The sequence below is a fragment of the Crystallibacter degradans genome, assembly GCF_012952295.1.
Classification (GTDB): domain Bacteria; phylum Actinomycetota; class Actinomycetes; order Actinomycetales; family Micrococcaceae; genus Crystallibacter; species Crystallibacter degradans.
Window position 1 is genome coordinate 604,064 of record NZ_JABBCH010000001.1, and the last position, 14,177, is coordinate 618,240.

The 14,177-nt window shown below is 59.9% G+C and carries 12 protein-coding genes and 1 pseudogene; 7 read left to right on the forward strand and 6 right to left on the reverse strand.

The annotated features are described in order from the left end of the window. Positions 1-75: 75 nt before the first annotated feature. On the forward strand, positions 76-789 hold the full coding sequence (locus HGO92_RS02755) for a FadR/GntR family transcriptional regulator (protein ID WP_169991617.1): 714 nt from the start codon (positions 76-78) through the stop codon (positions 787-789). A gap of 63 nt (positions 790-852) precedes the next feature. Here the strand turns inward: HGO92_RS02755 and HGO92_RS02760 are convergent, their stop codons facing one another. From HGO92_RS02760 to HGO92_RS02775, 4 genes are read right to left on the reverse strand one after another with little or no spacing between them, the layout of a single operon-like run. Then, complete coding sequence (locus HGO92_RS02760) at positions 853-1,908, reverse strand: L-idonate 5-dehydrogenase (RefSeq protein WP_169991619.1); 1,056 nt, start codon at positions 1,906-1,908, stop codon at positions 853-855. 28 nt (positions 1,909-1,936) lie between these two features. Next, positions 1,937-2,710, reverse strand: a complete 774-nt coding sequence (locus HGO92_RS02765) for an SDR family oxidoreductase (protein WP_169991621.1) — start codon at positions 2,708-2,710, stop codon at positions 1,937-1,939. 51 nt (positions 2,711-2,761) lie between these two features. Further along, complete coding sequence (locus HGO92_RS02770) at positions 2,762-4,165, reverse strand: GntP family permease (RefSeq protein WP_169991623.1); 1,404 nt, start codon at positions 4,163-4,165, stop codon at positions 2,762-2,764. A 5-nt stretch (positions 4,166-4,170) separates the two neighbouring features. After that, on the reverse strand, positions 4,171-4,686 hold the full coding sequence (locus HGO92_RS02775; RefSeq protein WP_169992028.1) for a gluconokinase: 516 nt from the start codon (positions 4,684-4,686) through the stop codon (positions 4,171-4,173). Positions 4,687-4,817: 131 nt separating this feature from the next. Here HGO92_RS02775 and HGO92_RS02780 point away from each other — a divergent pair, with 131 nt between their 5' ends. The 3 genes from HGO92_RS02780 (at position 4,818) to HGO92_RS02790 (ending at position 8,478) form a co-directional block, all read left to right on the forward strand. Beyond that, entirely contained in the window at positions 4,818-5,738 is a 921-nt protein-coding gene (locus tag HGO92_RS02780) for an RsbRD N-terminal domain-containing protein (RefSeq protein WP_502305982.1), read from the forward strand. A 506-nt stretch (positions 5,739-6,244) separates the two neighbouring features. After that, positions 6,245-6,451 carry a helix-turn-helix domain-containing protein gene (locus tag HGO92_RS24490; protein WP_169992030.1) on the forward strand — a complete coding sequence of 69 codons (207 nt, stop codon included), beginning with the start codon at positions 6,245-6,247 and terminating at the stop codon, positions 6,449-6,451. 80 nt (positions 6,452-6,531) lie between these two features. Beyond that, positions 6,532-8,478, forward strand: a complete 1,947-nt coding sequence (locus tag HGO92_RS02790) for a DUF2075 domain-containing protein (protein WP_205834098.1) — start codon at positions 6,532-6,534, stop codon at positions 8,476-8,478. Between the two features lie 143 nt (positions 8,479-8,621). Here HGO92_RS02790 and HGO92_RS02795 read toward each other — a convergent pair whose 3' ends face one another. Beyond that, the gene (locus HGO92_RS02795) at positions 8,622-10,925 is read right to left on the reverse strand and encodes an nSTAND3 domain-containing NTPase (RefSeq protein ID WP_169991629.1); all 2,304 of its coding nucleotides are present in this window, start codon (positions 10,923-10,925) and stop codon (positions 8,622-8,624) included. Positions 10,926-11,188: 263 nt separating this feature from the next. Here HGO92_RS02795 and HGO92_RS02800 point away from each other — a divergent pair, with 263 nt between their 5' ends. The 3 genes and pseudogenes from HGO92_RS02800 to HGO92_RS02810 all read left to right on the forward strand — a co-directional run. Further along, on the forward strand, positions 11,189-11,776 hold the full coding sequence (locus tag HGO92_RS02800; protein WP_169991631.1) for a DUF7255 family protein: 588 nt from the start codon (positions 11,189-11,191) through the stop codon (positions 11,774-11,776). Positions 11,777-12,163: 387 nt separating this feature from the next. Then, positions 12,164-12,580, forward strand: a complete 417-nt coding sequence (locus HGO92_RS02805) for an ATP-grasp domain-containing protein (protein ID WP_169991633.1) — start codon at positions 12,164-12,166, stop codon at positions 12,578-12,580. A gap of 330 nt (positions 12,581-12,910) precedes the next feature. Next, positions 12,911-13,501: pseudogene (locus HGO92_RS02810) on the forward strand (alpha/beta hydrolase domain-containing protein); the annotation flags it as partial. 100 nt (positions 13,502-13,601) lie between these two features. Here the strand turns inward: HGO92_RS02810 and HGO92_RS02815 are convergent. Continuing rightward, complete coding sequence (locus tag HGO92_RS02815; protein ID WP_169991637.1) at positions 13,602-13,982, reverse strand: YybH family protein; 381 nt, start codon at positions 13,980-13,982, stop codon at positions 13,602-13,604. Between the last annotated feature and the right edge of the window lie 195 nt (positions 13,983-14,177).

The following is a 14,177-nucleotide window of genomic DNA, read 5'->3' on the forward strand; positions in this document are numbered from 1 at the left end:
GAATGCCGTCACCGTCGCAAGGCACAGTGCTCCGGCTGCATAGAATGAACAGGTGATTTCAAACCCGGGGCCCGTATGAGTTCGCGCCTGCACAATCTGGTCATCGAGACGCTGGCGCAGCGCATCGTCTCGGGCGAAATGGCACCGGGAACCACCATGTACTCCGAGCATTTGGAGGAAGAACTAAACGTTTCCCGCTCGGTCGCCAGGGAAGCGGTGCGCGTGCTGCAGTCCCTTGGCCTGGTGGAGACGGTCAAACGCGTCGGCATCCGCGTGCTGCCCCGGGAACGCTGGCATGTCCTGGACCCTTCGGTGATCCGGTGGCGGCTGGCCAACGCGGGCAAGGGCACCCAGCTGCGGTCGCTGACCGAGCTGCGCTCCGCCGTCGAACCCGCGGCCGCGGAACTTGCGGCGCTGCACTCCCCCGAGGACCTCTCCGCCGAACTGCTGGCGGTGGCCGCGAAGATGCGCGCCGTGGGCCGGGCCGGAGACCTGCAGCAGTTTTTGGAGCTGGACATCCACTTCCATTCGCTGGTCCTGGCCGCCTCCGGCAACGAGATGTTCGCGCAGATGGACTCGATGATCGCCGAGGTCCTGCGCGGACGCACCGACTACGGGCTGATGCCGGAACATCCGCATGAGGAGGCGCTGCAGCTGCATGTCGACGTCGCCGACGCCATTCAGAGCGGGCGACCGGAGGCCGCGCGGGAGGCGATGGACAAGATCATGCGGCGGACCGTGGCCGAGGTCCAGGGCGTCTGGCAGCACGAGCCGCGCGTTTTTACCTGAACCGTCCTTAACCGGGCGGAGCGGCCCCGGTGGGTACCAGGGCCGCTCCGCTCATTCGGCCGGCTAGTCCGCGGCGCCGAAACGCAGCAGCACCTTTCCGCTGCTGGCCGAGTCGCGGGCCATCCCGAATGCTTCCAGGGTGTCTTCGATGTCGTACTCGTGCGTGATCACCGGATCGGCTTGCAGGGATCCGTCGGCCATGGCCGCGACCACCTCGTCGATTTCGTCGTTGAAGCGGAAGGAACCCACCAGCTCGAGTTCGCGGGTGATGGCCAGCGAGACCAGCGCGGGCTGTTCGCCGGAGGGCAGCAGGCCGACCATAACCACGCGGCCGCCACGGGTGGCCCCGCGCACGGCCGAGGCCAGGCCGCGGTGGTTGCCGGAGGATTCGAAGCAGACATCGGCGTCGACGGCGGCAATCGCCTCCGCGTCCGTGGCGTGCAGCGTGCGCGTGGCGCCTACCGCGCGGGCAATCTCCAGCGGCTTGTCGTGCATGTCGACGGCGATGACCTCGGCCGCCCCGGCCGTGCGCAGCACCGCGACGATCAGCGCGCCGATCGGTCCGGCGCCGATGACCAGGGCGCGTTTGCCCTTGACGTCTCCGGCCCGCGAAACCGCGTGCCAGGCGACGCTCGCCGGTTCCACCAGCGCGGCCCGGCGCAGCGGCAGCTCCGCCGGAAGCGGGCGCAGCATCCGCGTCGGCAGGTTGATGTAGCGGGCAAACGCCCCTTCGGTATGTGGGAAGCGGGCGGCGCTGCCCAGGTAGGTGCAGCCCGGGGAAAGGTTGGGCCGTTCCGCCGGGTAGCGGGAACCGTCGCCGGGGCCGGGGGTGGCCGGATGGACGACGACGGCGGTGCCAGCCGCCGGACCACTGCCGTCGGCAGCCTGCACGGCCACGCGGCCGGACACTTCATGACCCAGCAGCATCGGGGCCTTGAGGATGGACTCCCCCGCGGCGCCGTGCTGCCAGTAGTGCAGGTCGGAACCGCAGATTCCGCCGTAGACAATCTCGACGACGGCCTCGTTCGGCTTCGGCTCGGCGCGGTCGAACGCCTCGACCCGCAGGTCACCGGCGCCGTGGGCGACCACGCCCAGGGTCGAGGAGGGGAGCTGGTTCATTGCAGCAGGTTCCTTTCGGCTGGTCTGGTCAGACAACGGTGGTCATGCCGCCGTCGATGAAGACGACCTGCCCGTTGACGAAGTTGGAAGCATCCGAGGCCAGCCAGAGCGCGGGGCCGATGATGTCCTCAACCGTGCCCCAGCGGTGGGCGGGAGTACGGCCCAGGATCCAGCTGTTGAACGCCGGATCATCAACCAGGTTCTGGGTCATTTCGGTGTGGATGTAGCCCGGGGCGATGGCGTTGATCTGCAGGCCGGATGCGGCCCACTCGGCGGTCATGGCCCGGGTCAGGTTTCGGATGCCGCCCTTGGACGCCGTATACGGGGCAATGGTCGGGCGGGCCAGGTCGGCCTGCACCGAGGCAATGTTGATGATCTTCCCCTCGCCCCGGGGAATCATGTGCCGGGCGGCTTCACGGCCCACGAGGAACGCGCTGGTCAGGTTGGTGCGCAGCACCCGCTCCCAGTCGGCCACGTCCAGGTCCAGCATCGGCACGCGGTGCTGCACTCCGGCGTTGTTGACCAGGATGCGCAACGATCCGATTTCGCGCTCGACCCAGGCAACGCCGTCGGCCGTTGCTTCGGCGTCGGTGACGTCGAAGGCCTTGGCGAAAATCCGCTCCGCCCCGACCTCGGCGGCCAGCTTTTCGCGGGCGGCTTCCAGCCGGTCCGGGTCCAGCCCGTTGAGGACTACGGTGGCGCCGGCAGCGGCGAGCCCCCGGGCAATGGCGTTGCCGATGCCCCGGCTGGAGCCGGTCACCAGGGCTACCCGGCCGGTGATGTCGAACATGTTCACAGACATAAGTTTTCCTTGCAGGGCGGGGGCGGTGCTGCCGCCCCCGCCGCGGGGTTGCTAGACGGACGAGGCGATCATGAAGATGGCCAGGGCCAGGACGAAGCCGATCACGCCGATGAGTGCCTGACCGACCGTCCACGTCTTCAGGGTGGTCTTGGTGTCCATGCCGAAGAAGCGGCTGACCAGCCAGAAGCCGGAGTCGTTGACGTGGCCGGCGAACACGGAGCCGGCGGCCAGGGCCAGCACGATCGCTGCCAGTTCCACCGGGTTGTAGCTGGCGTTGCCGGCCACCACCGGCTGGACCAGTGCCGCGGCCGTGGTCAGCGCGACGGTAGCCGAGCCCTGCGCCACGCGGACAATAGCGGCGATCACGAAGCCGGCAACGATGACCGGCAAGCCGACCGCATCCAGCGAATCCGCCAGGGCGTTGCCGATTCCGCTGGCGCGCAGCACGCCGCCGAACATACCACCGGCACCGGTGATGAGAATGATCGAGCAGACCGGGCCGAGGGCGCTGTCCACCACGGTTTCGGTGAGGCTGTGCTTCTTGCCCTGGCGGTGGCCGAGCATCCACATGGCGATGAACACGGTGATCAGCAGCGCCACAGGCGTTTCGCCGAAGGTGCGCACAATCTGTACCCAGGTGTCATCCAGCGAGACGACGCCTGCTGTGGCCAGCATGTTCAGGCCGGTGTTGAGGAAGATCAGCACCAGCGGCAGGAGCAACAGGAACATGATGGTGCCCAGCTTGGGCGCGGAGCGGAACTCGGACTCGGCCGAACCCTTCGGCGCGTCCAGGATGTCCGGCACCGGCACCTGGATGCGCCGGCCGAGGAACTTACCGAACAGGTAGCCAACCACGTACCAGGTGGGCAGGGCGACAACCAGGCCAAGGACCAGGACCAGCCCGACGTCGGCGCCGAGCAGGCCTGTTGCGGCCACGGGGCCGGGGTGCGGCGGCACGAAGATGTGCATGACCGAGAACGCAGTGGCTGCCGGGAAGGCGTAGAGCAGCAGCGATCCGCCCAGCCGGCGGGCCACGGTGAAGATGATCGGCAGCATGACCACAAGGCCGGCATCGAAGAAGATCGGGAAGCCGAACAGCAGCGACGCCACGGACAGCGCCAGCGGAGCCCGCTTTTCCCCGAAGCGGCGGATCAGCGCACTGGTGAGCACGTCCGCACCGCCGGAGACCTCCAGCATGCGCCCCAGCATCGCACCGAGGCCGACCAGCAGCGCAACGCTGCCCAGAGTAGTGCCGAAGCCGCCCAGCAGCGTCGGCACGATGTCCGCTGCGGAGATGCCGGTAGCCACAGCGGTCAGCAGGCTGACCACGATCAGCGCCAGGAAGGCATGCACGCGGAACCGCATGATCAGCACGAGCAGCAGCGCGATCGCTGCCGTGGCCACGCCCAACAGGGCAGGCGTACCCAACGTCCAGTTGAGTTCGAGATCCGTCATTTGTCCTATCCGTTCTTCGGTTTGATCGGCGACTGATTGCCGGCGTCGCCGAGGGCGTCTGCCACGGCCTCAGCGATGTCTTCGGGCGAACTGGCTACATCGAGCCTGATCCCGGCCTCGTCCGCTTCCAATGGTTCCAGCGTTTGAAACTGCGAATCCAGCAGCGCGGGCGGCATGTATTCGTGGTTGCGTTGGCTGAGCCGGGCCGCGATCAATTCCTGCGGCCCCTGCAGATGCACAAACCGAGCTGTCGGCGCAAAGGAACGGATCTGGTCGCGGTACCGGCGCTTGAGTGCCGAACAAGCAATGACCCGGGCTTCGCCCTGTTGAATTCCCTCTGCCAAGGTACGCCCGACGGCGTCCAGCCACGGCTCACGGTCCGCGTCGGTCAGGGGATTTCCGGCCGCCATCTTCGCCTTGTTGCTCGCCGAATGCAGATCGTCGCCGTCAATGAAGGGCAGGCCAAGGCGGTCGGCTATGGCCATGCCAGCCGTCGATTTGCCGCACCCTTGCACACCCATCACTACAAATGGGGGTAGGTTCTGTTCTGCCACTGGCCGAACTCCTCAGACGCGTCGTTACATCTGATTTGATGTGGCCCAGCCGACAATAAATCAGATTTGTCTCGAATAAGATAGCACAGAACATCTCCCTGGACGTCGGCGTCTCCCGCGCCCGGGCCGGCATCCCGGTGGAGTCGCTCATGACCGCCATCAGGATCGACTTCACGGTCACCTGGGGCGAGCTCATGGCCCTGGCCGGTCCGGGCGACGCCGAGCTGCTGGTGCGCCGGGCCGAGACGGTGTGGCAAGTGGTGGACTCCTACGCCGCCCAGACCCAGGCCACCTACATCGCCGAGCGCCAGCGCATGGCCCAGGAAGCGTCCTCCGTGAGGCAAGGCCACGTCGCCACCATGTTCGGCCCGGTCAGCCCGGCGCCGGAAATGCTCACCCGCATCGCCGACGAGCTCGGCATCGACGAGGACGCTCCCCTCGTCGTGGCCGCAGCAACAACGGACGACGCCGCCGCCCTCCGAGTGGTGATCGCCGCGGCTTCCCGCCGTGGTACAGAAGTGTTCACCCACCCGCTGCCGGACGGGCTCGTCGCCTTCTGGGCAGCCGACGACCGCCCCGGCAGCGCCGACCGCGAAGCCGCCGAGCAGGTCCGGAACATCAGGTGCGGCCTGGTGGAGCAGGTACGCGGCCTCGCGGACCTACGCGTCGCGGCCCAGGCCGCCCGCGCCCTGGCCTCCCTGGTCGAAGACACCGACCAGCAAGCCCTCACCATGCGCAACGCCTGGGCACGCCTCGCCCGACACCGCCTATCGGAAACTGGCGTCCCGGTCGTCCCCGACGTCGAAGCGGCGCTTGCTCAAAGCGGACCGGCAGAAAGGGCACGGGTCGAGGAAGCTGTGCGCTCCTACCTAGCCACCGGAAGCATCGCCCAATCCGCCGACCAGCTCTTCTGCCACCGCAACACGCTCATGAACCGCCTCCGCCGCTTCACGGACTTAACCGGCATAGACGTCACCATCCCCCAACAAGCCGCCCGCCTGGTCGTCGCCTGGTCGTGATCACCGCTGCCATCGCGGGCCATGATGCTTCGACTGCATAGAATGAACAAGCCCCCAGCCCAAAACGCCGCGGGTTTCCTGCACCTTAGTCAGCGTCAGCAGGGACACGACCGCTGCCCGCCGCGGAGTCAATAGGCCGGCGAGCACGATCCCTGTGGCGTTGACTAGCGGGGGCGCCCACGGCCGGGGCAGTACCGCCGAAGATCGGGCAACCGAGATTGTAGCTGATCGCGGTCGATCTGAAGTTTCTCAAATTCAGAGATGTACTTATCTGCTCATGCCCAGCTCGTCATCCTATGGACGAGTCCTTTCCTGACGTTGTCCAACTTCGCCAGTCAACTCAATTATTCGTCAACATGACACCGAACCACCGAATAAATCAACGGCGCGTGACCTAATCCACAGCGACTGCTACTCATAGTCTGTCGACTTATAAGTCGCAATCGCATCAAATCAGATTTGTGCAATTCACCAAGCAAACCGACACGGACTACTTCGATTCCGCCATGAGCGCGCTAGGAAATAACGTAAAGCAAGCTCGCTCACAGTTGTCCCTTTCTCAAGAACAGCTCGCCGAAAGATCTGGACTTCATCGCACTTATGTCGGTGCAGTCGAGCGAGGTGAAAGAAATCCGAGCCTAACTTCCATGCTGCGTCTCTCTGATGGGTTGGGAGTCCCGTTGAGTGAGCTCGTAAGAGGCATCGGGATATGACGCTTACGACTCCCACTGAACATGTAGCGCAGGAATCGGTTCATTCCCCCATTGCCATCAGGGGACGAGGCAAACGCTCTTTGTACAGTAATTCCATCGAACAATTCATGCGGACTGAAACTGCGTCGGTAGTCGGGCAACTGACATATTTTCATGGTTTTGATACGAATTCGGAACAGGCTGACGCATGGGCGATTGAGATTGAGCTGCTGAAGGAGCAACTCATCAATCTCCAGCAGGGGACCGTATTTATCGAATTCATGATTCCCCGCATGGGCAGAAGAGCAGACGCCGTCATCATTCTTGCAGGAAGTATTTTCGTAATCGAATTCAAGGTTGGCGCGAACCACTTCGACATACAAGCACTCGAGCAGGCATATGGGTACGCCCTCGACTTGAAGTATTTCCACAAGACAAGTCATCTGCTTCCGATTGTTCCTGTAGTAATCGCTACAGACGCTCCTAGTCAAATAGCTGAAGTGCACTGGGACGACGAGGCAGTCGCTGTCCCAATTAAAAGCAATGGCAGCAATCTCGGCGCAATTCTGCAGATGATTCAATCTCAGGAAACTAGAGTAGAAATGATTGATGCTGAATTATGGGCTGATGGTAGGTATTATCCTTCCCCAACCATAGTGCAGGCAGCCCAAGCCCTCTATGCCGGGCACGATGTTGCTGATATTACTCGATCAGAAGCAGATGAAGCGGGCCTTCGAGAAACGAGCAACTACGTTCAACAAGTAATCCACTCGGCTCGGCTAAATCGTGAAAAAGCTATCTGCTTCGTCACAGGAGTTCCCGGAGCAGGCAAAACACTCGTCGGACTGAACATTGCGACAGCCACCCAAGCGTCCGACGCTGAACACGCTGTGTACCTGTCCGGCAACGGCCCTCTTGTCTCTGTCCTACAAGAAGCACTGGCCCGAGACGAATCTGGACGGCTGGGATGTCGCAAGTCCACTAGCTATCGACGCGCCGCTGCCTACGTCCAGAACATTCACCATTTTCGAGATGAGTATGTATTTGACTCGGGTTCCCCCGCCGAACAGGTGGTCATATTTGATGAGGCCCAGCGCGCATGGAACCGCGAACAGACTTCAAAGTTCATGCGAACGAAGAAGCGGCAGCCCGGATTCGACCAATCCGAACCCGAGTTCCTCATCAGCGTCATGGACCGACACGACGACTGGGCGGTAATAGTCGCTTTGGTCGGCGGTGGCCAAGAGATTAATGCCGGCGAGGCAGGACTCGATGGCTGGCTTCGAGCCCTAAACCAGAGCCATGCGAGCTGGAGCATATACCTCGCACCTGAGGTCGAGGACCCGACGTCTATGGGATCTGCCGTAAGCCTAGTTGATTATTCAGATCTAAGCATTGAAATATCGACAGACCTGCATTTGAAGACGAGTCAACGGTCATTTAGAACAGAACTTATATCCGAAGGAGTACATCATCTCGTTCACGGCGATTCGGATGCGGCGTCGAAAATATTTAGACAGACAGAGAATCTTTTCCCAATAACTGTAACACGTGACTTGGAAGTGGCAAAAGCTTGGGTTCGTGAGCACCGAAAGGCGACTGAATCAAGTGGACTACTCGCCTCTTCCAAAGGATACCGGCTCCTTCCGGAAGGAATATTTGTAAAAAATAAAATCGATCCGGCCGTATGGTTTCTCAATGAAACAGATGATGTTCGGTCATGCCATGCGTTAGAACTCGTTGGAACCGAGTTCGATGTTCAAGGCTTAGAGCTTGATTGGACTATCGTAGCCTGGGACGCCGATTATAGATGGAATGGGTCCGAATTTGAACACTGGAAGTTTTCCGGCACAAAATGGCAACACATCAACAAGCGCCTAGATCAAGATTTCCTGCGCAACGCATACAGAGTCCTGCTGACAAGGGCACGCCAGGGCATGATCATTTTCGTGCCGCATGGTACCAACGATGACCCGACACGAAACCCGGATTGGTATGCGTCCGCTGCCAGTTACTTAAAGCGTGCCGGCTTGAAGATCATTACATAACGCATATATAGTCGCTGAAGGCAACTAGGGTATGCATGACTAACCACTATTCAGCCGGCACATTCGCAATTTGGAGGCCTCGGTCAGAAATCGGCCGACGCACAGTCGATTCGGTAGAGGATTGCCTGCTGTTCTGGAAGCACTCATGCCAACTTCGCGAACAGTTCCTCCAGATCTTCGTCAGATCCGCCGGGAGCTGCACTTGGAATGTACGGCTGCCAACCAGCATTAGAGTCTTCCCCGTCTGGGTCGCTCAATTCGTCAATCTTCTCGATAATCGAATCAAAATCAATGTCGAGTCCAAGCTCGTAGGCCACAGATACCAATTCATCCAAAAGTTGTTGCATTAGCTTGGCATCCTCTTGTTGATTGATTGCTTCCATTTCCCATTCGACGGCTTGCATCAGAAGTTCCTCGCCCTTCTTCTGATAACGCCCGTTGCGGAACCATTCAGGCACTTCATGGAACGCCAAAAGATCGCTCGCTTGTTCCACGATAAAGAACGCGCTCGAGAGAATTTCCTCCGCAGCATCTAGAGCCCAGTCGGGACCATCCGGGGTTGCGAGGTAAGCTGCCAGGTGGAAGAGGGCTGTTGCTTCCGGACGGACAGACCCGCTCAAGAGCTCCAGCAGCAAGGTCACGTTCTGCTCAAGCAACTCTGCAGTAGCTGGCAAGCGGAGCGAAGTGCCGAAAGCCAGGGCAGCGAGGTCCGATACCAGTTCGACGCGCTCTGTAAGTCTCTCTGGATGCCACGGAAACGCCTCAGCTTTTTCCGCTTCACTCAGGGTTCTGCGGGCTTGCTCCCGCGTTTCTGCGATCTCGAGCTGCGTAGCGGCAACTCGCATCGTATGCCCGTCCAGGTCGGGAAGAAGTTCGGCCAGGCTGGCCCTTAGCTCCGGACGCGGCCTCTCTGAAGAGCCTATAATCCGATCGTCCAAATACCCAGCCAGCCTTAGCAAGTAGGCGATCTGTGCACACTTCATCAGACGTGGCCAGAGTGCTTGAAGATGGTGCGCCTCGTCTATACGACGCAGCAAAAAATCCTTGCGGCTGGCGTCAAACAATGAGGTGTACTGTGCGTGGCCAGTTTGAGGTGTTAGACGAATCCATGTATCTTCCAGAACCTTTAACGCGGGGATCCAATTGCGTTCGTCTTCCATCGATACAGCGCGCCTGATGTCATCTAATGGGACAAGAACACCAGGATCAGCAACTAATTGAAACAAGATGTCGACAGCAAGTCTTGGCAACTGCCGGAAACTCCCAGACCAAATCGCGTCAGGATTGTCTAGTGCGCCGAGAATTTCTTCATAAAATTCATCGATTTTTTCGTGCCTGGTCAACATTGTAACCGACTCTAAAATTCGCGGATTAAAAGATTCGTGATCGACCACTTTGCGATAGCGAAGATCTTTCGCAAAGCCGGTACGGAATGACTCATGTTCGAATGCAAAATAGAGATGATTAAATAGCATCTCCGCTTTTGCTTGCCGCCCAATATCAGACAGGTTGATCTTCAGTCTCGCATGATCATCGCCAAGACGACGAAGTCGATCATCGGGTCCACTGATGGCTTCACCGAATAGCTGTTCGCGGCTTGTCATGATTAGTCTATAGTGCCCATTAGATCGCCGAATCTTCTCGAGAAGGGCGGCAATGCTGTTTGCTTCATTTTTTTGCAGTTCGGCCGTGCTGGTTTGACCAAGAAAATCATCATAGAAAAAAATGGTATTTTCCTCGCTCAATTGACGCCAGGCTTCCTGAACATCTGACGTGACGTTTACCACCCTCCATCCTTGATGCCAATGCCTCAACAACAGCATCTCAGCTAAAGTGCTTTTTCCAACACCTGGTGAGCCAGTAATAATCAGTAGATTCTCTTCGTCTAGAACATCAGAAGCTTGGCGATAAGCAGGGGTGTGGACGAAAAGCCTGGCACGATCGATTACACGTCGAACCAGCTCTTCGCTCCGCTGCCATTCGGCACTATTCACCATGCGGTGTAGAGCAGTAGAGCTCGACAACCACAGTTTGAAATGCCTTTCTTCCACTTTGGCGTGCTTCGTCAAAGCTTGATTAAGTTTGCCCCTGTGCCACACTTGCCGCGTCTGGGCATCGATACCGTTCAAAATCTGCAGGATTTCGTTTTCAGCTTCAGGCGACAGCGCTGCCGACACAACCAATAAATACTTACTTAGCCTCATGCCTTGCAACTTCTGAACTTCTCCTGCAGCTGCACTCTTCAATGAAGCTTTTTGGGCGTCAGGACGATGCTTACACTGTACGACTACAGGCAATGAGCAGGACATCGTGTCACGTAGATCTATTCCGCCGTCGGGGCCAACCGCAAAAGTGACCAATTCCAAACCCAGATCGGCATTTAGTAGATTTCTCGCAAACTCTTCAAAATCTATAGGGGAAAGAGATCGAAAATCGTAGTCAGTCACGTGCTCAATCCTATAATCTTCAGGGCCCAAACAAGGAAAAGGAGAAGCCGTGTGGGTACGCCCTGCGTACGGTCGGAGCGCAAGCTGCCCGCGGTGCCCCACGGTGCCACAGGGGAAGCCCTCTGCGAGTGCCAATCATCAGGGCGCCACTGGCGATCTGGAGGGTCTTCTCTCAGCAGTCCGTCCGCCAGCCACATTAGATGCATAGAGGTGCCACACACGGAGCCCCAGATCTATTATGCCGCTCAGCTATGGTGGGTAACATGGCACGGGGAGACAGCGAACAGAGCTTCAAAGCGGCCGCCGCTTCGGACGGCATTCCGCTAACGCAAAACTACTCGTTTTCCTGGCTGAATGAGCGGGGACATTTCGGCCTCCCTCCGGAGGCGTCCGAGGTAGCCGCCTCCCTCCACGGGATCTTTCTGGCTCTTGAGGGTGATGCTATTCCGTATGCCGCCGGACGGACCAACGTGTTGCGCGGCGATCTCCTCCACGAGCCGAGCGGCACCATAATCGAAGTCGATGAATTCCAGCACTTCTCCAGTTGGCGGCTAGTCGCCCTGGACGCCTACCCTTTGGATGCGGCCCTCGGGTTCGACCGCGACGAATACCGTTACCTGTGCCGTCGCAACGCCAATCGGGCCGACACCTTCCGCGCCTCCAAGCTCGCCAAGGGATTCCCCAATCCAGGCTCAAGGACAAGGCAGCGCGCCTACTACGACTCGCTACGTGACTTGGCCGCCTCGGCTATGAGCCTGCCACCGATCATTCGTGTGCCGGCCATCGACGACGACGGAGCTCACGCGTACCGAACCCATAGGGACAAGATAGCTGGAGCTCTCGGCATATAAATAGGTACTCTGGCCGTACAGAGTGTAGCTTGGCAAAGCCTGCTGTTCTCCAGCTCTCGCCCACGGGTGGCGAGGGCGGCGAACGCCCACTTCATCATGGACGCCCGGATGGAGGGCTAGAGGAGAAGGTCCAGTCACTGCGCGCGGCAACCAGCGACTGAACGCCGCCGTCGCACGCTCGCCGTTCAGGTCCACTTCAAAGGCCGGTCAGGTGGAAGAGTTCCCTCTTCGCGTGCAATTGCTCCTCGTTCAGACGTTTCTGTATGCTGACGGGAAACCAAGGCATACACGTTCCACGTCCGATGAAATCCGCATGGATGCGAGTAGCCCCCCAGCGGCCTCAACGACGCGTTCAGTGGTCTCTGGGTTGTTAGCTAAGGTCGTGCTGTGAATATCGCCGGAATCTCTATGAGCCTTCTTTACTTGGCAGGAGGCGTACTGCCGCTCTACGCCATTCTTCACGCCCTGCGGCGGGTATATCCGCCCGGACACCGATACAAGGTTCGACAAGACTACATAGCTGCTCTCCGCGGCGTCTGCGAAGACCTATTCGTCGCTTCAGATGATTACCCGGAAGCGGAAAGCGACGGCACCGCATGGATAACTCAGGAACTACATGAATCAGACCCTTGGGGTGTCCCCTATAACCAATCCGATTTCTACTTTGGAACCTCCAGTCACGGACAGGACAGTTATCAGTCATCCCGGAAACTTCTAACAGAGTTGCTGTTTGTAGGAGGCGGCCTGATTTGCGGAACGGCTGCCAGCATCTGGTCTGTCCTGGCCTCGATCCCGGAAACGTAAGATGCGCTATCCGGTCCCGGGTAGGCATCCTCGAGACACCAACCGCCGTGGGCGACGGCGCGGCCAGACTTGCGCGCTGTCGGACCGAAGCAACCTGGGCGCAGACGTCCTCGGGGTGAAGGCGACGAGGGTGACTTCTATGGGATCCCCGGAATTAAATCCGAGAGCTTGATTCGCTGAGCGGCTGGAGAGTGCCGTCGGTTAGGGGAGACATTGTTTTCCGGGCCGGTGAGGAGTCCAGGAAGTACATCGAATAGAGGAATGGATCGGTTACTTCCCTGTTAGGGGCCAGGTCAAAAGTGCTCTTCCAAGTGATGCGTTTCCTCCGAGGGCGACACATCGCTGTTCGGCACCGAAGTCCTCGCCGAAAACGAGGACTTGGCCGAGAACCGCCGGCACTGGCAGGTTCCCGGCACGCCGCACACGGACGTCAGTTCCCCCGTCACGCCCGCCAATGAAGAGGTCTACCGCAGCGGCCGGCTCCCCCGCCTGATGGACCAGGAGTTCATCGACGCGCTCAACCCGTACCCGCTGGAGCCGACCATCATCGCCGCCACCGAGTCCTTGGTCGATCGGGCCAAGGACGGCGAGCCGGCGGCGCCGTCGCAATCGTTCGAAATGAACGACGACGGCGAACTGGTCCGCGACGACCACGCCAACGTCACCGGCGGTGTCCGCTACGGGCTGTTTGACTACCCGCTGGCCACGTTCATCGGTGCTTCCGCCCCGGGATCGGTGTTCGGCAGCTACTCGCTCATCTCGCAGGAGGAGTTCGAGCAGACCTACGGCTGCCGCGAGGCCTACCTGAAGCTGATTGAGGATTCCAACGCTAGCCAGATCGAGGCCGGCTACCTGACCGACTCCGGTGCCGCGCAGATGATCCCGGTGGCCAACGACCTGCTGGACCGCCTCGGTATTTGAGGTGACGGCCTGACGTTCCACTTGTCATAAATATTGAAGGGACTGTGCCCGGTTTATGCCGGGTACAGTCCCTTCTACGTTCACGAGTTTTTTGCAGTATTCAGGCGGTGCCGAAGGGGTTGTCGATCACGTAACGCCATCCGTGCTGCTCGTCGTAGACAGCTACGTCGGCGGTGGTACCCGCCATCGCTATTTCCGATCCGTCGGGCCCGGTACCGTTGATCGTCCAGTCAGCGATTGCAAGGCCGGTGTTGCCGGTCTGGAAGACGTGACGGACCGTCAAATCGATCGGTAAGTTCAGGCCGAGAAACTGCTCAAGCGCGCCACGAACCGTTTCCTGACCTTCCACGGACTGCCCCGGTGCCGGAACGAAGACGACATCATCGACGGTGAGCGCCATCAGGCCGTCTACATCGCGCGCGTTGAAGCGGTCTGCGAATGCAAGATTGAGTTGATCAAGGGACGTAACGAGGGTAGCCATAGGAGCCAGTCCTTTCAGCGTGACATCACGGGACTAACGGTACCTTTCACGCACCCGTTCAGGCACCCCTAATCGGCGGCAATCACATGCGTTGGTCGCTACCGTAAAACCGTATGCCGTCGTCGTCGTGAATCCTCGCTAAAGTTGGGGCAGCGCTTTGCCGCGGCGTCCCGACGGCGGCTCCGGTAATGGGTC